General features: G+C 72.1%; 18 protein-coding genes. 15 read left to right on the top strand and 3 right to left on the bottom strand.

Annotated elements, in window-relative coordinates; translation table 11 throughout:
• Positions 1-66: 66 nt before the first annotated feature.
• The 6 genes from truB to dapB all read left to right on the top strand — a co-directional run bounded on the left by truB (position 67) and on the right by dapB (position 7,335).
• Entirely contained in the window at positions 67-951 is an 885-nt protein-coding gene (truB, locus tag OOJ91_RS32895; protein ID WP_266251237.1) for a tRNA pseudouridine(55) synthase TruB, read from the top strand.
• A gap of 78 nt (positions 952-1,029) precedes the next feature.
• A complete protein-coding gene (locus OOJ91_RS32890; RefSeq protein WP_266251235.1) occupies positions 1,030-1,959 on the top strand; it encodes a bifunctional riboflavin kinase/FAD synthetase in 930 nt (309 codons plus the stop codon).
• A 190-nt stretch (positions 1,960-2,149) separates the two neighbouring features.
• Positions 2,150-2,419 carry a 30S ribosomal protein S15 gene (gene rpsO, locus OOJ91_RS32885; RefSeq protein WP_007456699.1) on the top strand — a complete coding sequence of 90 codons (270 nt, stop codon included), beginning with the start codon at positions 2,150-2,152 and terminating at the stop codon, positions 2,417-2,419.
• A 226-nt stretch (positions 2,420-2,645) separates the two neighbouring features.
• Positions 2,646-5,042, top strand: a complete 2,397-nt coding sequence (locus tag OOJ91_RS32880; RefSeq protein WP_266251233.1) for a polyribonucleotide nucleotidyltransferase — start codon at positions 2,646-2,648, stop codon at positions 5,040-5,042.
• Between the two features lie 47 nt (positions 5,043-5,089).
• Positions 5,090-6,487, top strand: a complete 1,398-nt coding sequence (locus OOJ91_RS32875; RefSeq protein WP_266251231.1) for a M16 family metallopeptidase — start codon at positions 5,090-5,092, stop codon at positions 6,485-6,487.
• Between the two features lie 95 nt (positions 6,488-6,582).
• On the top strand, positions 6,583-7,335 hold the full coding sequence (gene dapB / locus OOJ91_RS32870; RefSeq protein WP_266251229.1) for a 4-hydroxy-tetrahydrodipicolinate reductase: 753 nt from the start codon (positions 6,583-6,585) through the stop codon (positions 7,333-7,335).
• Between the two features lie 168 nt (positions 7,336-7,503).
• Here dapB and OOJ91_RS32865 read toward each other — a convergent pair whose 3' ends face one another.
• The gene (locus tag OOJ91_RS32865) at positions 7,504-9,612 is read right to left on the bottom strand and encodes an amylo-alpha-1,6-glucosidase (RefSeq protein ID WP_266251228.1); all 2,109 of its coding nucleotides are present in this window, start codon (positions 9,610-9,612) and stop codon (positions 7,504-7,506) included.
• A gap of 144 nt (positions 9,613-9,756) precedes the next feature.
• Here OOJ91_RS32865 and OOJ91_RS32860 point away from each other — a divergent pair, with 144 nt between their 5' ends.
• The 4 genes from OOJ91_RS32860 (at position 9,757) to OOJ91_RS32845 (ending at position 14,115) form a co-directional block, all read left to right on the top strand.
• On the top strand, positions 9,757-10,746 hold the full coding sequence (locus OOJ91_RS32860; RefSeq protein WP_266251226.1) for a LacI family DNA-binding transcriptional regulator: 990 nt from the start codon (positions 9,757-9,759) through the stop codon (positions 10,744-10,746).
• Positions 10,747-10,773: 27 nt separating this feature from the next.
• Positions 10,774-12,024, top strand: coding sequence for a sugar ABC transporter substrate-binding protein (locus tag OOJ91_RS32855; protein WP_266251224.1), 1,251 nt, complete (start codon positions 10,774-10,776; stop codon positions 12,022-12,024).
• A gap of 74 nt (positions 12,025-12,098) precedes the next feature.
• Positions 12,099-13,220 (top strand): carbohydrate ABC transporter permease, encoded by a 1,122-nt coding sequence (locus tag OOJ91_RS32850; protein WP_266251222.1) that lies wholly within the window; start codon positions 12,099-12,101, stop codon positions 13,218-13,220.
• A gap of 1 nt (position 13,221) precedes the next feature.
• Positions 13,222-14,115, top strand: a complete 894-nt coding sequence (locus OOJ91_RS32845; protein WP_266251221.1) for a carbohydrate ABC transporter permease — start codon at positions 13,222-13,224, stop codon at positions 14,113-14,115.
• Positions 14,116-14,161: 46 nt separating this feature from the next.
• Here the strand turns inward: OOJ91_RS32845 and OOJ91_RS32840 are convergent, their stop codons facing one another.
• A complete protein-coding gene (locus tag OOJ91_RS32840; protein WP_266251219.1) occupies positions 14,162-14,737 on the bottom strand; it encodes a GNAT family N-acetyltransferase in 576 nt (191 codons plus the stop codon).
• Between the two features lie 35 nt (positions 14,738-14,772).
• Here OOJ91_RS32840 and OOJ91_RS32835 point away from each other — a divergent pair, with 35 nt between their 5' ends.
• Positions 14,773-16,047, top strand: coding sequence for a glycosyltransferase 87 family protein (locus OOJ91_RS32835; protein ID WP_266251218.1), 1,275 nt, complete (start codon positions 14,773-14,775; stop codon positions 16,045-16,047).
• Here OOJ91_RS32835 and OOJ91_RS32830 read toward each other — a convergent pair.
• The gene (locus OOJ91_RS32830; protein WP_266251217.1) at positions 15,946-16,497 is read right to left on the bottom strand and encodes a GNAT family N-acetyltransferase; all 552 of its coding nucleotides are present in this window, start codon (positions 16,495-16,497) and stop codon (positions 15,946-15,948) included. The genes OOJ91_RS32835 and OOJ91_RS32830 overlap by 102 nt on opposite strands.
• 80 nt (positions 16,498-16,577) lie before the next feature.
• On the opposite strand from OOJ91_RS32830, the gene OOJ91_RS32825 reads away from it, so the two are divergent.
• The 4 genes from OOJ91_RS32825 (at position 16,578) to dapA (ending at position 20,527) form a co-directional block, all read left to right on the top strand.
• Positions 16,578-17,807: a winged helix-turn-helix domain-containing protein gene (locus tag OOJ91_RS32825; protein WP_266251216.1), complete on the top strand. Its 1,230-nt coding sequence runs from the start codon at positions 16,578-16,580 to the stop codon at positions 17,805-17,807.
• Positions 17,797-18,384, top strand: a complete 588-nt coding sequence (locus tag OOJ91_RS32820) for a DUF2752 domain-containing protein (protein WP_439117153.1) — start codon at positions 17,797-17,799, stop codon at positions 18,382-18,384. The genes OOJ91_RS32825 and OOJ91_RS32820 overlap by 11 nt, the downstream gene beginning before the upstream one ends.
• A 428-nt stretch (positions 18,385-18,812) precedes the next feature.
• Positions 18,813-19,553, top strand: coding sequence for an FAD-dependent thymidylate synthase (gene thyX, locus OOJ91_RS32815; protein ID WP_266251558.1), 741 nt, complete (start codon positions 18,813-18,815; stop codon positions 19,551-19,553).
• 47 nt (positions 19,554-19,600) lie between these two features.
• Complete coding sequence (dapA, locus tag OOJ91_RS32810; protein ID WP_266251214.1) at positions 19,601-20,527, top strand: 4-hydroxy-tetrahydrodipicolinate synthase; 927 nt, start codon at positions 19,601-19,603, stop codon at positions 20,525-20,527.
• The last annotated feature ends 23 nt before the right edge of the window (positions 20,528-20,550 follow it).

Genomic DNA, 20,550 nt, shown 5'->3' with positions numbered 1-20,550 from the left:
GGTCGGGCGGCCGAGGGCGCCGGGCGACTCCGGTCACCGAGAGGCTGTCTGGCAGGCTTGGGCGACGTGAGCACCGATGGTCTGATCGTGGTCGACAAGCCCGGCGGCATGACGTCGCACGACGTCGTGGCGCGGATCCGCCGACTGGCGAAGACCCGACGGGTCGGGCACGGCGGCACCCTCGACCCGATGGCCACAGGTGTGCTGGTGATCGGTGTCGGCCGGGCCACCCGACTGCTTACCTACGTGATCGGCGCGGGCAAGAGCTACACCGGCACCATCCGGCTCGGCCAGGCCACGGTCACCGACGACGCCGAGGGCGACGTGATCGCCAGCACTCCGGCCGGGCAGGTCACCGACGACGCGATCCGGTCGGCGTTGAGCGCGTTGAGCGGCGAGGTGGACCAGGTGCCGAGCGCGGTCAGCGCCATCAAGATCGACGGGCAGCGGGCGTACAAGCGGGTGCGCGACGGCGAGAGCGTCGAGCTGCCGGCGCGGCGGGTCACCATCTCCCGGCTGGAGGTGCTGGCGATCCGCCGGGCCGAGCCGGACGTGGTGGACGTGGACGTGGACGTCACCTGCTCCTCGGGAACGTACATCCGGGCCATCGCCCGGGACGCGGGCCTTGCCCTCGGTGTCGGTGGGCACCTCACCGCGCTGCGCCGCACCGCGGTGGGCGGCTTCACCCTCGCCGAGGCGGCCACGCTCGACGAGCTGGAGGGGCGCGCCCCGGCCGTGGTCAACCTGCCGCTGGACGCGGCGGCCGACCGGTTCTTCCCGCGCCGGGAGGCGACACCCGACGAGGCGAAGGTCCTCGGCCACGGCGGTCCGCTGGACCCGGCCGGCATCGCCGGTCCGTACGCCGTCTTCGGACCGACCGGCGGCCTGATCGCTATCGTCAGCGAGCGGGACGGGCGGGCCCGCGCGGAGATCGTGCTCGCCCCCGCCTGACGGCGGGACGCAGGTCCGCCGGCTTCGCCGCCGGCGGTGTCGACCCGCCGACCGGCGGGACAGCAGGAAAGGAACGGCATGCAGCGGTGGCGGGGGTACGACGCGGCGCCCGGTGGTTGGGGGCGCTCGGTCGTCACCATCGGCGTCTTCGACGGCGTGCACAAGGGGCACCAGGCGACCATCGGGCACGCCGTGGCCCGGGCCCGGGAGTTGGGCGTGCAGTCGGTGGTGGTCACGTTCGACCCCCACCCGGCCGAGGTGGTCCGTCCCGGCTCGCATCCGGCCGTGCTCACCGAGCCGGCCCGCAAGGCCGAGCTGATCGAGGCGCTCGGCGTGGACGTGCTCTGCGTGGTGCCGTTCACGCCGGAGTTCTCCCGGCTGACGCCTGAGCAGTTCGTGCACGACATCCTGGTCGAGCACCTGCACGCGGCGCTTGTGGTGGTCGGCGGCAACTTCCGCTTCGGGCACCGGGCGGCGGGCGACGTGGCGCTGCTGGAGCGGCTGGGGAAGACCTTCGGCTTCGGGGTGGAGGGCGGCCCGCTTGTCGCCGCGGACGGCACGGTCTTCTCCTCCACGTACATCCGCTCCTGCGTCGACGCGGGCGACGTGGGCGCCGCGGCGGGCGCGCTGGGTCGCCCGCACCGGGTGGAGGGCGTGGTGGTCCGCGGTGACCAGCGCGGTCGCGTGCTGGGGTTCCCCACCGCGAACCTGCTCTGTCACAGGTACGCGGCGGTGCCGGCCGACGGGGTGTACGCCGCCCGCCTGATCCGTCGGGGCCAGTCCGAGCCGTTGATGTCCGCGGTGTCGGTAGGCACCAACCCGACCTTCTCCGGGCGGGAGCGGCGGGTGGAGGCGTACGCGCTGGACTTCGACGGCGACCTCTACGGCGAGCGGCTGGCCCTGGACTTCGTGGCGCACCTGCGCGGTCAGGTCCGCTACGACTCGATCGAGCCGTTGATCGCCCAGATCGAACAGGACGTCGCACGCACCCGGAGCGCTCTGAGCTGATCATCCACCGGGTCGCGCAGGCCCTTGACCGGGCGCTTCCGGTGGGTGCTGGTAGGCTTGCGGGGACGTCGGGTGACCGGCGTGGGGCCTCGCGTGCCTGCTCGACGCCGCGGGTGCGAGGTACCGGTCCGTTCCCGGTCCACCGGGACGACGGACACCTACTTGATCAACCCATCGAAACAGGGAGAACATGGCGCTCGACCAGGAAGCCAAGGCCAGCATCCGCGCGGAGTACGCCACCGCCGAGGGCGACACCGGTTCGCCGGAGGTCCAGGTAGCGGTCCTCACCAAGCGGATCGCCGAGCTGACCGAGCACCTGAAGGTGCACAAGCACGACCACCACAGCCGCCGTGGGCTGCTGCTGCTGGTCGGCCGTCGCCGTCGGCTGCTCAACTACGTCCAGAAGAAGGACATCGCCCGCTACCGGACGCTCATCGAGCGGCTCGGTCTGCGCCGGTGACGTGACGGGGGAGCGGCCGTACGGCTGCTCCCCCGATCGGCGTCCCACCTGAAGAACACGGGCCGCGCGACCAACCCGAGAGGGAGCCGGTCAGCGTACCGGTCTCCGGTAGTGGCCCCCGGGAACCCGGCAGCACGCCGGCCACCCGGGCGCTTCGATCGAAGACCGGCCGGCTGAGCAGCTCCCCGACGTCGCGGGCCCACGACGCGAAGGAGCACGACAGCACATGACCGAGACCAAACTCGGCACCGAATCCCGCACCGCCGTGATCGACAACGGGTCCTTCGGCACCCGCGAGATCACCTTCTCCACCGGTCGGCTGGCTCGCCAGGCCGCCGGTTCCGTCATCGCCCAGCTGGGCGAGACGGTCGTTCTCTCCGCCACCACCGCCGGTAAGCACCCGAAGGAGCAGTTCGACTTCTTCCCGCTTACCGTCGACGTCGAGGAGCGGATGTACGCCGCGGGCCGCATCCCCGGCTCGTTCTTCCGCCGTGAGGGCCGGCCCAGCGAGGACGCCATCCTCACCTGCCGGCTGATCGACCGGCCGCTGCGCCCGTCGTTCGTCAAGGGCCTGCGCAACGAGGTCCAGGTCGTCGAGACGATCCTGGCGCTCGACCCGCAGCACCCGTACGACGTGGTGGCCATCAACGCCGCCTCGATGTCGACCAAGCTGTCCGGTCTGCCGTTCTCCGGCCCGATCGGCGCGACCCGGGTCGCCCACATCGACGGCCAGTGGGTCGCCTTCCCGACCCTGGAGGAGCTGGCCCGCGCCACCTTCGACATGGTCGTGGCCGGCCGCACGCTCGACGACGGCGACGTCGCCATCATGATGGTCGAGGCCGAGGCCACCCCGAACGCCGTGACCCTGATCTCGGCAGGTGCCACCGCCCCGACCGAGGAGGTCGTCGCCAGCGGCCTGGAGGCCGCCAAGCCGGCGATCCGCGAGCTGTGCCGCGCGCAGGCCGAGCTGGCCGAGGTGGCCGCCAAGCCGGTCGCCGAGTTCCCGGTCTTCCTGGACTACCAGGACGACGTCTACGACGCCGTCTCCGAGCTGGCCCGCACCGAGGTGGCCGAGGCGATCACCATCGCCGGCAAGGCCGACCGCGAGGAGGCCCTGGACCGGGTCAAGGCTCGGGTCGCCGAGGAGTTGGGCGCTCGGTTCGAGGGTCGGGAGAAGGAGCTCAGCGCCGCCTTCCGGTCGCTGACCAAGTCCGAGGTGCGCAACCGCGTGCTGCGCGAGCAGGTCCGCATGGACGGGCGTGGCCCGCGTGACATCCGGCCGCTGACCGCCGAGGTCGGCGTGCTGCCCCGGGTGCACGGTTCGGCGCTGTTCGAGCGCGGCGAGACCCAGATCCTGGGCGTCACCACGTTGAACATGCTCCGCATGGAGCAGATGGTGGACACGCTGTCCCCGGAGAACCGCAAGCGCTACATGCACAACTACAACTTCCCGCCGTACTCGACGGGTGAGACCGGCCGGGTCGGCTCGCCGAAGCGGCGCGAGATCGGCCACGGCGCACTCGCCGAGCGGGCGCTGATCCCCGTGCTGCCGTCGCGCGAGGAGTTCCCGTACGCCATCCGGCAGGTCTCCGAGGCGCTCGGCTCCAACGGCTCCACCTCGATGGGCTCGGTCTGCGCCTCGACGCTGGGCCTGCTCTCCGCGGGTGTGCCGCTGAAGGCGCCGGTCGCCGGCATCGCCATGGGCCTCATCTCCGACGAGGTGGACGGCAAGACCCAGTACGTGACGCTCACCGACATCCTCGGTGCCGAGGACGCGTTCGGTGACATGGACTTCAAGGTCGCCGGCACGCCTGAGTTCGTCACCGCGCTGCAGCTCGACACCAAGCTCAACGGCATCCCGTCGGACGTGCTGGCCGCTGCGTTGCAGCAGGCCAACGAGGCCCGGCAGATCATCCTCGGTGTCATGAAGGCGGCGATCGAGGCTCCGGCCGAGATGTCCGACTACGCGCCGCGGGTCACCACGGTCAAGATCCCGGTGGACAAGATCGGCATGGTGATCGGCCCGAAGGGTCAGACCATCAACGCGATCCAGGACGAGACCGGCGCCGAGATCTCCATCGAGGACGACGGCACGATCTACGTCGGCGCCACCAACGGCCCGTCGGCCCAGGCGGCCGTCGACCGGATCAACGGGATCGCCAACCCGACGCTGCCCAAGCAGGGCGAGCGGTTCCTCGGCACGGTGGTCAAGACCGCCGCGTTCGGCGCGTTCATCTCGCTGCTGCCGGGCCGCGACGGCCTGCTGCACATCTCCAAGGTGGGCGACGGCAAGCGAGTCGAGCGCGTTGAGGACTTCCTCAACGTCGGTGACCGGGTCGAGGTCGAGATCGCGGACATCGACGCCCGCGGCAAGATCTACCTGGACAAGGTCCGTCCGGAGGGCGCCGAGGCGCCGGCCGCCGGTGAGGCCGCCGGTGGCGACCGTCCGTCCGGCCGGGACCGGGGCGACCGGGGTCCGCGTGACCGGGGCGACCGCGAGCGTGGCGGCGACCGGGGCGGGCGTGGTCCGGAGCGCGGCACCGGTGGCGAGGGTGGCAACGGCGGCGGCGAGGGTGGTGGCGAGGGCGGCGAGCGTCCGCGCCGCCGGACCCGGCACAGCTGACCACAGGCACCTGCAACACCCACCCCTCGTCGAACCGGGAGCAACACGTGAGTCGGGCCTTCAGTGCGCCGTTTCCACCGGATCGACGGGGGGTGGCTGCGTCCCGGGACAACGGGGCGGGCCGCTCCGGCGGTGCCGCCCGCGCGGTGACCCGGACGCTCAGCGACGACCCGCTGGGCGGCACGGTACGACGTACCGTGCTGCCCAGCGGTCTGCGCGTGCTCACCGAGGCGATCCCGGCGATGCGCAGCGTGTCCTTCGGCGTCTGGGTGGCGGTGGGCTCGCGTGACGAGACCCGTCCGCAGGCCGGCGCCGCGCACTTCCTGGAGCACCTGCTCTTCAAGGGCACGCACAAGCGCACCGCGCTGGAGATCTCGTCGCAGATCGAGGCGGTGGGTGGCGAGACGAACGCCTTCACCACGAAGGAATACACCTGCTACTACGCCCGCGTGCTCGACGAGGACCTGCCGCTGGCGATCGACGTGATGTGCGACCTGGTCGCCGACTCGCTGCTGGAGCCGGCCGACGTGGAGACCGAGCGTGGCGTGATCCTTGAGGAGATCGCCATGCACGACGACGAGCCCGGCGACGAGGTGCACGACCTCTTCGCCCGGGCCGTCTACGGCGACCACCCGCTGGGCCGACTGATCTCCGGCACCGAGGAGACCGTCACGCCGATGACCCGCAGGCAGATCCAGACCTTCTACCGGAGTCGCTACACGGCGCCGCAGATCGTCATCGCCGCCGCCGGCAATCTCGACCACGCCGCGGTGGTCAAGCTGGTCCGGCAGGCCGTGCGTGGCACGCCACTTGACAGCGACCCTGCCGCGCCGGCCGCACACCGCGCGGCCACCCCGGCGGTACGCACCAAGCCGGCCACCACACTCGTCGAACCGAAGGAGACCGAGCAGGCGCACGTCCTGCTGGGCTGCCCGGGCATCGACCGCACCGACGACAGGCGTTTCGCCCTCGGGGTGCTCAACAACGTCCTCGGCGGCGGCATGTCCAGCCGCCTCTTCCAGGAGATCCGCGAGCAGCGCGGCCTGGCCTACTCGGTCTACTCCTACGCCAGCCAGTACGCCGACAGCGGCCTGTTCGCCGTCTACGCCGGCTGCGCGCCCGGCAAGGTGGACGAGGTGCTGGCCCTGACCCGCGCCGAGCTGGCCCGGGTGGCCGCCGACGGGTTGACCGAGGCCGAGGTGGCCCGGGGCAAGGGGATGAGCAAGGGCTCGTTCGTGCTCGGCCTGGAGGACACCGGTTCCCGGATGAGCAGGCTGGCCAAGGGCGAGCTGCTCTACGGTGACCTGATGCCCGTGGACGAGCTGCTCCGGCGGGTCGACGAGGTGAGCGTCGCGGACGTGAACACTCTCGCCGCCGAGCTGCTCGGCCGGCCGATGTCGCTGGCAGTCGTCGGCCCGTTCGGCGAGGGCGACTTCTCCGCCTGAGGGTTGTCGCCGCGCCGTCGGGGGCGCGTCCCGGCCGGTGGAGCGGACCGGATCCGGCGGGGAGGGCACGTCCCGATTGGGATAGGTTGTGCCCCGTGACTCACGAGCAGGAGAAGATCCGGGTCGGTGTGTTCGGTGCCCGCGGCCGGATGGGCATCGAGGTCTGCAAGGCGGTCGACGCCGCCGACGATCTTGAGCTGACGGCGTCGATCGACCAGGGCGACAGCCGTTCCGCACTCCCCGCCGCCCAGGTGGTCGTCGACTTCACCACGCCGGACGTCGTCATGGACAACCTGCGGTGGGCTGTCGAGCAGGGCATCAGCGTGGTCGTCGGCACCACCGGCTTCACCGAGGAGCGCCTGGAGCAGGTGCGCGGCTGGCTGGCCGACAAGCCCGGGGTCGGCGTGGTGATCGCGCCGAACTTCGGCATCGGCGCCGTGCTGATGATGCAGTTCGCCGCGCGGGCCGCCCGGCACTTCGAGTCCGTCGAGATCATCGAGCAGCACCACCCGCGCAAGCTGGACGCGCCGAGTGGCACCGCCACGCACACCGCCCGGCAGATCGCCCGCGCCCGCGCGGAGGCCGGTCTCGGCCCGGTGCCGGACGCCACGAAGGACGAGGTGCCGGGCGCGCGGGGCGCCGAGATCGAGGGTGTACGCGTCCACGCGGTACGCGCCACAGGTCTGGTCGCCCACCAGGAGGTGCTGTTCGGCGGCACCGGCGAGACGTTGACCATCCGGCACGACTCGTACGACCGGGTGTCGTTCATGCCCGGCGTGCTGCTGGCCGTCCGCGCGGTGCGCAACCGCCCCGGCCTCACCGTCGGCCTGGACCCCCTCCTCGACTGACCGCGCCCGCGCTGCCACCGTGCGGGCAAGGTCGGGTGAGCCGTCCCGGGCGTCGGTGTTCCTCGACAGCGACATACCTGTGAGTCATAACTATGACTCACAGGTATGTCGCTGTCGGGCAAGCGGCTCCGAGGCGGTGCGCTCGGCGGGTCGGTGGCGGGGGCGGGGCTACCTGCGAGGGGTGGTCGGGTTGGTGGGGCGGCGCTGAGTGGGAAGGGCGGGCGTCAGGGGAGTGGGAAGGCCGGTTGCGGTGGCCTCGCCCGTGCGGGCGACCTCGACAGTGACCGCGGTGTCGGCCACCCGGAGGTTGCGGACCGTCAGGGCGCCCAGTTCGGGGCCGGCCAGCGGGCTCAGCCGCACCGTTGCGCCCGGCACGTCCGGGTAGAGGCCCGCCGCGGCCTGGAGCAGCAGCACCGCACCCGCCGCGGCCCACGCCTGTGGTCGACACGCCGCCGGGTACGGCACCGGGCGGTCGAGCAGCGCCCGGTCGTCGCCGCCGTACAGCTCCGGCATCCGGTAGTCGAACGCCTCGGCCGCCGCGAGCAGCCCCTCGGCCAGGCCGAGCGCGGCGTCGCGGTGCCCGGCGCGGGCCAGCCCGGCGAGCACGATCGCTGTGTCGTGCGTCCAGATCGAACCGCAGTGGTACGACAGCGGGCTGAACCCGGCGTCGTCGGTGGACATCGTCCGTAGCCCGAAGCCGCCGGCGAGCGTGTCGGTGGTGAGCAGGCGGGCGACCTGGGCCTCCTCGTCGACAGTCAGCAGGCCGGTGCCGAGCAGGTGCCCGATGTTGCTCGTCAGCGAGTCGACGGGCCGCTTGTCCCGGTCGAGGGCCAGGGCGGGCTGCGGGCCGTACCGGCCGTCGACCCAGAAGCTCTCCCGGAACCGGCGGGCAAGCGTGGCGGCGTGCTCGCGCCAGCGGTCGCCGCCGGGGCGGCCGAAGGCGTCCAGCAGGGCGGCGCCGTTCACCGCCGCCTCGTGGGCGTACCCCTGCACCTCGGCCAGCACGATCGGCGCGGTGGCCAGTGCGCCGTCGTGGAAGCGGACGGCGTCGCCGGAGTCCTTCCAGCCCTGGTTGGAGAGCCCGTGGCCGGTGGTGTCGACGTACTCGACCAGGCCGTCGCCGTCCGGGTCGGCGTGCTCGCCGAGCCAGCGCAGCGCGGCCTCCAGGTGTGGAAGCAGCGGCTCGATCTGTTCGGCCGGCAGGCCCCATCGCCACGCGTCGTGCAGCAGGTTGACCCAGAGCATTGTGGCGTCGACGGTGCCGTAGTAGGCCGGTGGGAGGCGCAGCCCGTTCGCGGGCAGCGCGACCTCGTGCCCGCGCAACTCGTGCAGGATCTTGCCGGGGGACTCCCCGGTGGCCGGGTCGACGCGGGTGCCCTGTCGGCGGGCGAGCACGCGCAGGGTGGCGGCGGCCAGGTCGGTGCCGAGCGGCAACATCATCCGGGCCGCCCAGAGGCTGTCCCGGCCGAACAGGGTGAGGAACCAGGGCACGCCGGCGCCGAGGAAGACGTCCCCGGGCGTGCCGGTCTCGGCCAGGCGGAGGCCGCGCAGGTCGTCCAGGCTGCGGTCGAGGAGGCGGACGAGCCGGCGGTCGTCAGCTGTCACCTCGGGTCGGGCCCACTCCGGCTCGCCGGTCGGGCCGACCACCACGGCGCGCGGGGCCTCGACGCCCAGCTGCCAGCGCAGCACCGTCTCGCCCCCGGGGGGCAGGTCGATCGGCCAGGCCAGCCGGGGCGCGACGGCCCGCTCGTCGGCGGCGAGCACGCGGGCGTCCGGCGCGGTGACCGTGACGCTGATCCCGTCCGCCGACCAGGTGAGCACGCCCGGCTGGCCGGTCTTGGCCTCCAGCGGTTCGGTGGCCCCACCGGACTTGACCACCTCGATGGGCGCCAGGTCGCAGCCGAGGTCGACGCTCACGGTGGCCCGTACGCCGATCGTGGCGGTGGAGACGATCCGCAGCTCCTCGGTGAGGCCGTTGCGTGTCGCGTGACGGAGTCTGTCGACGCGGACGGTGGGGTCGGGGGTGGGGTCGCCGAGCCAGCGTGCCAGGCCCACGAAGCGGGCGCCGTGCGGGCCGTCCGCGCCGCGGGTCAGCCCCTCCAGCTCCTGGTCGTCGACTCGCAGCTCGGCCTGGGAGAGCACCCGGGCGTCGGCGTGGAAGACGCCCTGGACGCCGGTCGGGCGGATCTGCCCGGTCGCGTCCCCCAGCGCACTGGTCGGGGCGAGCACCACCCCCACCAACTCGTGCAGGAGGGGTTGCAGCTGGCGTTCGATCACGGTGCGGCTCCAGATCTCGGGGTGCGGGGCGGACATCTTGACAACGCGCCCCGGGCGGTGCAAAGTGCGAAACATTCCAGAAACTTGAACGATCTAATCCTGCACTATCCGAATTGGATCGTTCAAGACGGCGAGAGGGATTAAGTGCCCGAGAAGGTAACCATTGCGACGGTGGCCCGGCACGCCCGAGTGAGCCGGCAGACGGTCTCCAACGTGCTCAACGCCCCGCACATCGTGCGGCAGGAGACCCGCCAGCGGGTCGAGGACGCGATCAACGCGCTCGGCTACCGGGCCAACCAGGCGGCCCGACAGATGCGTACCGGCCGGTCCCGACTCATCGCCGCCCGGATCGAACCGACCCGCGACGGCATCAACGGCTCCGTGCTCGACCGCTTCCTGCACGGCCTCACCGAGACCGCCGACGCCGCCGGCTACCGGGTGCTGCTCTACACCGCCACCGACGACGAGCGGGAGATCGCCACCTACGACGACCTGCTCGGCACCTACGAGCTGGACGCCTTCGTGCTCGTCGGCACCAAGTACGGCGATCCGCGTACCGCCTGGCTCGCCGACCGGGACGTGCCGTTCGTGACCTTCGGCCGCCCGTGGGACGCGCTCGACGCGCACCCCTGGGTCGACGTGGACGGTGCCGCCGGCACCGGCGCGGCCACCAGGCACCTGCTGGCCGCCGGGCACCGACGGATCGCGTTCATCGGCTGGCCGCTCGGGTCCGGTGTCGGCGACGACAGGCGGGCCGGCTGGCACGACGCGCTGCACGCCGCAGGCGTCGACCCGACCGGGCTGCACCGCGAGACCGAGGACGGCATCGCCGAGGGCGAACGGCTGACACGCGACCTGCTGGCCGCCGTCGCGCCGACCGCCGTGCTCTGTGCGAGCGACTCGCTCGCCCTCGGCGCGCTCCAGGCGATCCGGGGCACCGACCCGCCGGTGTCGGTCATCGGCTTCGACGACACGCCTGTCGCCGCCGCGGTGGGACTGGCGAGCGTCAGCCAGCCACTTGGCGAGGCCGCCGCGCGCTGCGTGGACCTGCTCACCGGGGTCCTCGACGGCAACCACGAGACCCCCACCCACGTGCTGCTCCAGCCCTCGCTGGCGCTACGGCACACCGCGTAGTCCCATCCCCCACCAGGAGAGAACCCCATGGCACCTCGACACCTCACCCGGGCGGCGGTGGCCGGCCTCGCCGCCTTCGCGCTCCTCGGCTCCGCCGCCTGCGGCAGCGGCTTCGACGACTCCTCCGACGACGCCAAGCAGTCCAGCGGCCCGGCCAGTCTGCAGATTCTCATCGGCTCCTCAGGCGACGCCGAGACCAAGGCCGTGCAGGACGCCGCGGCGGCGTGGGCCAACAGCTCCGGCAACACCGCCACGGTCACCCCGGCGCAGGACCTCACCCAGCAACTCGGCCAGGCCCTCGCCGGCGGGACCCCGCCGGACGTCTTCTACGTCGACGCGGCCCGCTTCGCCGACTACGCGAGCGTCGGCGCGCTCGAGCCGTACGGCGACAAGATCTCGAACCCGGACGACTTCTACGAGAGCCTGCGCACCACGTTCTCGTACGACGGCAAGCTCTACTGCGCGCCCAAGGACTTCTCCACCCTCGCCCTGCAGATCAACACGGACCTGTGGGCGAAGGCCGGGCTGACCGACGCCGACGTCCCGACCACCTGGGACCAGCTCACCGCGACCGCCCAGAAGATCAAGGCGAAGGGGCAGGTCGCCCTGGCGCTCGGCGACACCCGGGATCGCATCGGCGCCTTCATGGTGCAGAACGGTGGCTGGCTGCTGAGCAAGGACGGCAAGCAGCCGACCGCCGACACCCCGGAGAACCTGGCCGCCCTCCAGTACGTCAAGACCCTGCTCACCTCAGGTCTCGCCAAGTACCCGAAGCAGCTCGACGCGGGCTGGTCCGGTGAGGCGTTCGGCAAGGGCAAGGCCGTGATGACCATCGAAGGCAACTGGATCAAGGGCGCCCTGCAGAACGACTTCCCGAACGTCAAGTACAAGGTGGTGGCGCTGCCGGCCGGCCCGAAGGGCCAGGGCACGCTCTCCTTCACCCAGTGCTGGGGCATCGCCGCCAAGTCGAAGTACAAGGACCAGGCGATCAAGTTCGTCGAGGCGATGACGAGCGGTGAGCAGCAGCTGACGTTCGCCAAGGCGGTAGGTGTCATGCCGTCCCGGCAGTCGGTGCGCGACAGGTACACGGCCGCCTCGCCGACGGACAAGGTGTTCATCGACGGCGCCGCGTACGCCCAGGGCCCGGTGAACGCGCCGAAGATGGACAGCGTCCTCAAGGACCTGGACACCGGTCTGCAGGGCCTGACCAACGGCGACCCGAAGACCGTGCTGCAGAACTTCGACAAGAACGCCAAGGCGGCGCTCGGCGGCAGCTGAGGTGACGGCGGGGGCCCCGACAACGCGCGGGGCCCCTGTCCGCGCCTTCGGCCCGAGAGAGGGGAGGAGGGGAGATGGCAACCGAGACACTGACCGCCGCGGCGACCGCGCCCGGGGCGAGCCCACGGCGACGTAGGGGTGGCGTCCGCGGCAACGAGAACCTCGCCGGCTGGCTCTTCGTCACGCCGGTGATCGTCATCCTGGGGCTGTTCCTGCTGCTGCCGATCCTGATGGCGCTCTGGGTCAGCCTGACCGACTGGAACGGGCAAGGTAGCCCGTTCACGGGCGACGTCCCGTTCGTCGGCGCGCACAACTACACGCAGTTGTTCACCGAGGACGGGCTGGCCCGCCGCGACTTCATGACGAGCATCCGCAACAACATCTACTACGTGGCGATCGTGGTGCCGGCGCAGACAGTGCTGGCGCTCGGGTTGGCACTTGTCGTGAACAGCCGGATGCTCAAGGGCAAGAGCTTCTTCCGCAGCGCGTTCTACTTCCCCTCGGTCACCAGCTCGGTCGCGATAAGCGTGGTGTTCCTGTTCCTGTTCGCCAACTCAGGCGCGGTGAACGCGCTGCTCGGCTTCCTCGGGATCGACGGCCCGGAGTGGTTCGCCGACTCCCGTGGCGTGCTGCACCTGCTCCTCGGCGCGGTCGGGGTCGACACGCCCCCGGCGGCGCTTACCGACGGAGGCCCGTTCGGGCTGACCTGGTGGGACTGGCTGGCCGGCCCGAGCGTGGCGATGATCTCGATCATCACGTTGGTCGTCTGGACCACGTCCGGCACGTTCATGCTGATGTTCCTGGCCGGCCTGCAGAACGTTCCGGTGACGCTGGACGAGGCAAGCACCCTCGACGGAGCCTCCCGCTGGCAACGCCTCCGCTACGTCACCCTGCCGATGATCAGGCCGACCACCTTCCTGGTGCTCACCCTCGGCATGATCGGCTCCTGGCAGGTCTTCGACCAGGTGTACGTCATGAGCCAGGGCGACCCGGCCAAGACCACCCTCACCCCGGCCTACCTGTCGTACCGGACCGCGTTCCGGGACTTCGACTACGGCTCCGGCGCGGCGATCTCCTTCGTGCTGTTCCTGATCATCATCGTGCTCACGCTGATCCAGCGCCGGGCGCTCGCCGAGCGCGACACCGACCGGCCGCGCCGCGGCTGGTGGCGTCGACGCGTACCGGAGAGGTTCTGACATGGCCGTGCTCACCGACCGCCAGGCGGCCGCGCCCGCGCCCGCGCGCGACGACAAGCGCGCGGCCCGCACCCTGGCCACCCGCTTCCTGGGGTACGCCACGCTTGTCTTCTTCGGGTTGGTGTTCCTCTATCCGTTCGTCATCCAGATCGCCAGCTCGTTCAAGACCGAGCCCGACGCGGCGGCGAACCCGCTCTCGCCGATCCCGGACCCCCTCACCCTGGCCGGCTTCGAGCGGATCTTCGCGGGCACCAACTTCCCGCTCTGGCTGGGCAACTCGCTGCTGGTGACAGTGCTGGTGACCCTCGGCCGGGTGTTCTTCGACTCGCTCGCCGGCTACGCGCTCGCCCGGCTGCGGTTCGCCGGGCGCGGAGGGCTGTTCGCGGCCGTCATCGCGGTGATGGCGGTGCCCGGCGTGGTGCTGCTGATCCCGAAGTTCCTGGTCCTCAACCAGCTCGGCATCTACAACAGCTACGCCGGCCTGGTGGTGCCGCTGCTGGCCGACGCGGCGGGCGTGTTCATCATGAAGCAGTTCTTCGAGTCGATCCCGGTGAGCGTGGAGGAGGCCGCCCGCATCGACGGGGCGAGCATCTTCCGTACCTTCTGGTCGGTGGTGCTGCCGATGGCGAAGCCGGCGCTGATCACCCTGACCATCCTGTCGTTCCAGGGCTCCTGGAACGAGTTCCCGCACAGCCTCGTGTCGGTGCAGGACCCGGACCTGTTCACCCTGCCCCGCGGCCTCGCCGACCTGGTCAGCGGCTCGCTGGGCAGCGGCACCCAGTACCCGCTCAAACTGGGCGCCGCGCTGCTCGCCACCATCCCGGTGGCGATCATCTTCGTGGTGTTCCAGCGCTACTTCGTCCGCGACGCCAACGACGGCTCGGACAAGGGCTGAACCCCGACCGGCGGTGGCGGCCCCGCGTCGGGGCCGCCACCGTCTGTCACTCGGTCTTCTCCGGCGGGACGGCCACGTGCAGGCGCACCTGAGGCACCAGCATGTCGTCGACGTCGAGCGCCCGGGCCGCGCCGTCGGGCTCCCAGCCGGTGCTGGTGAGGAACTTCCGGGTCGCCTCGTCACCGTCGAACGCCCAGGCCACCGCCCGACGCAGACCGTCCTCGCGCCACAGGTCGACGGTCGCGGCGAGCAGGCGACTGCCGTGCCCCCGCCGACCCCAGCGCGGCTCCACCAGCAGGTCGGTCACGGCGGCCACGTCCGGGCCCAGCGCGTCGGCCGGCTCACCCGGAGCGAGCGCCTCGCCGTCGGCCGGACCGGAGGCCGCGAACCCCACCAGATACGATTGCTCGGCCTGTTCGACGGCGACGAGCACCCGGTGCGCGCCCGAGGGCGGCTCCAGCACCGCGGCGCTCCACCGCCGGGCGAGGAACGCCTCGTCCAGGTTGTCGAGCACATGCCGAGGCAGGATGCGGCGGTACGCGACCCGCCACGTCGCGAGCTGGATGCGTGCGATCTCGCCGGCGTCCTCGGGACGCGCCGGGCGGACGTACCCGAGAGCCATGGGACGGAAGCCTACGCAGGGCGAGGGAGGCGACGGTGGCGCAGGGTGCCAACAGGACGACCGCACAGGTCGTCGGGGTGGTGGTGCTCGCCGCGGCGGTCGCCGCGTTCCTCGCCGTCGCGGCCGTCCGGCACGGCTTCTTCGACCTGAAGGTCTACTACGGCGCGTTGACGTGGTGGGTGCACGACGGCGGGGAGATCTACGACTACCTCAAACCGGGCACCCAGTACGGCTTCACGTACCCGCCGTTCGCGGCGCTTGTCATGCTGCCGATGGCGTACCTGCCGTGGACGGCCGCGATCGCGGTGAGCGTGCTCGCAAGCGTGGTCACCACCACGGTGTTGATCTGGTGGCTTGTCGACCCGATCGCCCGCCGGGCCGGGTGGACCCGCTGGTTCGCGCTCGCCGTCGCGCTCTGCCTGGCCGCCGCCTTCGAGCCGATGCGGGAGACGGTGAACTTCGGCCAGGTCAACACGCTGCTGCTCTTCCTGGTGGCGGTGGACCTGCTGCGGCTGCTGCCGGCCGGCAACCGCTGGGCCGGGGTGGGCATCGGCCTGGCCACCGCGATCAAGCTGACCCCGGGCATCTTCATCGTCTATCTGCTTGTCACCGGGCGCTGGCGGGCGGCGCTCACCGCCAGCGGCGCGGCCGCCGGGGTGTCGCTGCTGGCCGGCGCGCTCTTCCCGGACGCCTCCCGGGAGTTCTGGACCGAGGCGCTGTGGAACACCGGGCGGGTCGGCGAGTTGGCGTTCGTCTCCAACCAGTCGCTGCGCGGGGTGGTCGCCCGGCTCGACCCGCAGCACCCGAGCACCCTGCTCTGGCTGCTGCTCGTGCTCGGCGCCCTGACGCTCTGGGCCTGGCGGTCCCGGGCCGCCGTCGCGGCCGGCGACGAGGCGACCGGCCTGGCGCTGACCGGCGCGGTGATGTGCCTGGTCAGCCCGGTCACCTGGGTCCATCACCTGGTCTGGCTGCTGCCCGGGCTGATCCTGCTCGTCGACAACGCGATGGCCGCGCCCGCCGGTCGCCGCCGCCGCGTCCTGCTGGCCGCCGCGACCATCGGGTACGTGCTGCTGATCAGCCGGACCGTCTGGTTCTGGGAGAAGGACTTCACGGGCGTCGACGGCTTCGTCGGCAGCAACGCGTACGTCTGGATCAGCCTCGCCCTGCTGGCCTTCCTGCCGGTCCGCCGGTGGCTGACACCGGGCGGATCAGTCGTCGAGGCGGCCGGCGTACCGCAGCTCGACCAGCCCGACCGGCCCGCGCCCGCCGGCGAGCGGCACCTGGTAGGTCGACCGCTCACCGTCAGGTGACAGCCCGGCCCGTTCGTAGAACCGGCGGGCCCGTCCGTTGTCCGCCAGCACCCACAGCCGGTAGCCGGTCCAGCCCCGCTCGCTGAGCCCGACGCGGGCGGCGGCGAGCAGCGCGGCGGCCGTCCCGTCACCCCAGAACGCCGGCTCGACGTAGAGCGCCAGCACCTCGCCGACGGTCGGGTCCAGGTCGTCGCGGTCCTGGTTGCGGCGGTACGGCCCGAACGTGGTGAAGCCGACGACCAGCCCGTCCACCTCACCGAGCAGGGTGCTGAACGGGTGCTCCGGGTCGGCGGTGCCCACGTCACGGCGGCGCTGCGCCCAGGCCCCCACGTTGAGCCGATCGAGCACCTCGTCCGGCATGACGCCGGCGTAACCCGACTGCCAGCCGTGCACGTGCACCCGGGCGACCGCCTCGGCGTCGTCCGGCTCCTCCCGGCGGATGGTCAGCATTGCACCGTTCTATGCCCCCGTGGCGGTCGGAGTCCAGCTTCCCGCACCGGCGTCGTACCGATGATTTATCGTCGCCGACGATGGCCGCACCGGAATCACTCTCACTCGCCCAGGCCCGCCGGGTGGCACTCGCCGCCCAGGGCTTCGCCGACCCGCCGCCGGTCGGGGCGCCCACGCGTCGACATCTGCGCCGGGTCCTCGACCGGGTCGGGTTGATCCAGATGGACTCGGTGAACGTGCTGCAGCGCGCGCACTACCTGCCGCTCTACAGCCGGCTCGGTCCGTACCCCACCACGCTTCTCGACCAGGCCGCCTACCGGCGTCCCCGCGAGCTGTTCGAGTACTGGGGCCACGAGGCGTCCCTGGTGCCGGTGGGGCTGCACCCGCTGCTGCGCTGGCGGATGGCCCGCGCGCACAGCGAATCCTGGGGTGGCATGCGGCGCATCGCCCAGGAGCAGCCGGAGCTTGTCGCCTGGGTCCGTGACGAGGTGGCCGCGCGGGGCCCGTTGACCGCCGCCGAGATCGAGCACGACGCACCCCGGGAGACCGGCAACTGGGGATGGAACTGGTCGGCCGTGAAGCGGGCGCTGGAGTACTTGTTCTGGGCCGGCGAGGTGACCGCCGCCGAGCGCAGCACCTCCTTCGCCCGCCGCTACGACCTGCCCGAGCGGGTGCTTCCGCCGGCCGTGCTTGCCATGCCCACGCCGAGCGACGCCGAGGCGTACCGGGCTCTGGTGGCCCTCGCCGCGCGGTCGCTCGGGGTCGCCGCCGAACCGGAGCTGCGCGACTACTTCCGGCTGCCACTGGCCGGCGCCCGGCAGGCCGTCGCGGAGCTTGCCGAGGCCGGCGAGCTGGTGCCGGTCACCGTGGCGGGCTGGCGGCAGCCGGCCTGGCTGCACGCGTCCGCCCGGCTGCCCCGGTGGGTTCGCGGCAACACCCTGGTCAGCCCCTTCGACCCACTCGTCTGGGAACGGGCCCGCACCGAGCGGCTGTTCGACTTCAGCTACCGGATCGAGATCTACGTCCCGGCGCCACAGCGTGTGTACGGCTACTACGTGCTGCCGTTCCTGCAGGGCGACCGGTTCACCGCCCGCGTCGACCTGAAGGCCGACCGCAAGGCCGGGGTGCTGCTGGTTCCGGCCGCCTGGATCGAGCCCGGCGCCGACCCGGGGGAGACTGCCGTCGCGCTCGCCGCCGAGCTGTACCGGCTCGCCGGCTGGCTCGGGCTGGACGCGGTGGCGCCCCCCGCGGCCGGCGACCTGGCCGGTCCGCTCACCGCCGCGTTGGCCGGCGTGTCCGGTGTACCGTGAGCGCGTGACGAGCGCTCCCGGACCGGTCGACCAGCCGCAGCCCACCGGGTGGCCGGCGAGCCCGCCTGAGGGTTACGGCTATCCGCAGCCCGAGCCCGACCGGCTCACGCACTACGCGCGGGAGGTGCCGGCTGACGTGCTCACCCGGGTCGTGCTGCGGCTCTACGAGCGGTCGCCGCGCTGGGTGGGGCCGCTCGCCGCGGTCGGCTGCGTCGGTCTCGGCATGGCCTACGCGCTGCTGAGCAACCCGACCCAGACCGACCCGGACGCCGCGCCGACCTGCCTGCTCAAGCTGACCACCGGGCTCGACTGCCCAGGCTGCGGCGGCACCCGCGCGCTCTGGTACGTGCTGCACGCCGACCTGCCGGCCGCGGCCCGCCACCACTTCCTGTTCGTCTTCGCGCTGCCCTTCCTGGCGTACCTCTTCGTGGCCTGGGCGGCCAACCAGGCGTTCGGCTGGCGGCTGCCCGAGCTGCGGATCAGCACGAAGGTCATCGTCGGGTTCCTGGGCGCGTGGCTCGCGTTCTCGGTGCTGCGCAACCTGCCCTGGGCGCCGTTCACCTCGCTCTACGTCTGACCCGCCGCGCCCCGCCTCGGACCGGCGCAGGCGTCCGGCGCGTGGTCGGCCCCTGCTGTTCAGACCCTTTCGAGCTGATGTCGTTGACGACATCACGTACCTGGTCCTGAGCCATTCGCCGACGAGCCGGCCACGCCTCCGCTCAGCCGAGTCGACCTGGGCGGCTGTTGCCCGTCGGGCACGCCGGGTCGGTCGGGCGGCTCGGTTCCTCCGGTCGGGCGGCTCGGTTCCTCCGGTCGGGCGGGGTCGGTCACTCGGGCTGGCCGTCGGTCGGCGGCTGATGTCGCAGACGACATCAGCTCCAAAGGGCGCGGCCAGGACCCTTGGTTCCGGGCCCGGCGACGACGCCCGAGTGATCGACATTGCACGGGGCGCGCCTGAGTTGGGTGCGCAGGCGCCGCGCCACTACAGTCGCTGGCATGCCGGAGATGGTGCAGCCCCAGGTCAAGTTGATCGCGTGGACCCAGTTCGCGGCCCCGGACGACGTGCCGTGGTCGACCGACGCCGAGGGTGGCCAGGCGCTCGCCGAGTTCGCCGGGCGGGCCTGCTACCAGTCGTGGAAGAAGCCGAACCCGGCGACCGCCACCAACGCCGGCTACCTCGCGCACATCCTCGACGTCGGCCACCTGAGCGTGCTTGAGCACGGCTCGGTCACCTTCTACTTCACCGGGGTCTCCCGCTCCTTCACCCACGAGCTGATCCGGCACCGGCACTTCTCGTACTCCCAGCTCTCGCAGCGCTACGTCCCCGAGCGGGACGCGGCAATGGTCGAGCCGGCGGTCATCGCCGAGGACCCCGAGCTGCACAAGCGCTTCACCGAGGCCGCCGAAGCGAGCGTGCGGGCGTACACCGAGTTGCTGGAGGGGCTCGAGCAGCGCTTCTCCGACGAGCCGAACCCGACGTTGCGTCGCAAGCAGGCCCGGCAGGCGGCCCGCGCGGTGCTGCCCAACGCGACCGAGACCCGGATCGTGGTCACCGGCAACTACCGGGCGTGGCGGCACTTCGTCGCGATGCGGGCCACCGAGTACGCCGACGTGGAGATCCGTGAGCTGGCCGTGGAGTGCCTGCGCCAGCTCCAGACGGTGGCGCCGAACGTCTTCGCCGACTTCGTGATCTCCACGCTGCCGGACGGCACCGAGGTGGCGGCCAGCCCGCACGAGGCGTCCTGAGCCCTTCCCCGGCGGGCTCCGGCTGGTCGTCCGCTAGGTTGGAGGGTATGACGCACGACCACCCCGACGCCGCGGCCCGACCGGTGTCCCGCCCCTTCGGCCGGGTGCTCACGGCCATGGTGAGCCCGTTCACGTCCGACGGCTCGCTCGACCTCGACGGCGCCACCCGGCTGGCGAGCCACCTGGTCGACGAGCAGGGCAACGACGCGCTGGTGGTCAACGGCACCACCGGCGAGTCGCCGACCACCACCGACGCGGAGAAGGAACGCCTGATCCGGGCAGTGGTGGAGGCCGTCGGTGACCGGGCCAGGGTCGTCGCCGGGATCGGCACCAACGACACCCGGCACACCATCGAGCTTGCCGCCGCCGCCGAGAAGGCCGGCGCGCACGGCCTGCTCGTGGTCACCCCGTACTACAACAAGCCGCCGCAGAGCGGTCTGCTGCGGCACTTCACCGCCGTGGCCGACGCCAGCGGACTGCCGGTGATGCTGTACGACATCCCGCACCGCTCCGGAGTGCCGATCGACACCGAGACCCTGGTCCGGCTCGCCGACCACGGCCGGATCGTCGCGGTCAAGGACGCCAAGGGTGACCTGACCGCCACCAGCTGGGTGACCAGCCGGACCGGCCTCGCCTTCTACAGCGGCGAGGACGCGCTGACCCTGCCGGCGCTGGCAGTCGGTTGCGTGGGCGTGGTCGGCACCTCGACGCACTTCACCGGGGCGCTGACCGCAGAGATGATCGAGGCGTACGACGCGGGGGACATGCCTGCCGCGCTTGCCCTGCACCGGCGGCTGCTGCCGCTGTTCACCGGCATCTTCCGCACGCAGGGCACCATCCTGGTGAAGGCGGGCCTGGCCTCGCTGGGCCTGCCGGCCGGCCCGGTGCGACCCCCGCTCGTGGACGCCACCGACGACGAGATCGCCCAGCTGCGCGCGGACTTCGCGGCAGCGGGCCTGGAGCTGCCCGAATGATCGAACGACACGATGGGCGCCGA

Source organism: Micromonospora lupini, assembly GCF_026342015.1.
GTDB lineage: Bacteria > Actinomycetota > Actinomycetes > Mycobacteriales > Micromonosporaceae > Micromonospora > Micromonospora lupini_B.
Note: the sequence above shows the minus strand (reverse complement) of the source record. Positions and strands in the feature narration are given on the sequence as shown.

Excerpts from the sequence above, each read along its gene's own strand:
- OOJ91_RS32825 (WP_266251216.1), top strand. The coding sequence starts at position 16,578 with ATGGCCGCACCGGAATCACTCTCACTCGCCCAGGCCCGCCGGGTGGCA.
- rpsO (WP_007456699.1), top strand. The coding sequence starts at position 2,150 with ATGGCGCTCGACCAGGAAGCCAAGGCCAGCATCCGCGCGGAGTACGCC.
- OOJ91_RS32880 (WP_266251233.1), top strand. The coding sequence starts at position 2,646 with ATGACCGAGACCAAACTCGGCACCGAATCCCGCACCGCCGTGATCGAC.
- OOJ91_RS32830 (WP_266251217.1), bottom strand. The coding sequence starts at position 16,497 with ATGCTGACCATCCGCCGGGAGGAGCCGGACGACGCCGAGGCGGTCGCC.
- OOJ91_RS32855 (WP_266251224.1), top strand. The coding sequence starts at position 10,774 with ATGGCACCTCGACACCTCACCCGGGCGGCGGTGGCCGGCCTCGCCGCC.
- OOJ91_RS32845 (WP_266251221.1), top strand. The coding sequence starts at position 13,222 with ATGGCCGTGCTCACCGACCGCCAGGCGGCCGCGCCCGCGCCCGCGCGC.
- OOJ91_RS32890 (WP_266251235.1), top strand. The coding sequence starts at position 1,030 with ATGCAGCGGTGGCGGGGGTACGACGCGGCGCCCGGTGGTTGGGGGCGC.
- dapA (WP_266251214.1), top strand. The coding sequence starts at position 19,601 with ATGACGCACGACCACCCCGACGCCGCGGCCCGACCGGTGTCCCGCCCC.
- OOJ91_RS32850 (WP_266251222.1), top strand. The coding sequence starts at position 12,099 with ATGGCAACCGAGACACTGACCGCCGCGGCGACCGCGCCCGGGGCGAGC.
- thyX (WP_266251558.1), top strand. The coding sequence starts at position 18,813 with ATGGTGCAGCCCCAGGTCAAGTTGATCGCGTGGACCCAGTTCGCGGCC.
- OOJ91_RS32840 (WP_266251219.1), bottom strand. The coding sequence starts at position 14,737 with ATGGCTCTCGGGTACGTCCGCCCGGCGCGTCCCGAGGACGCCGGCGAG.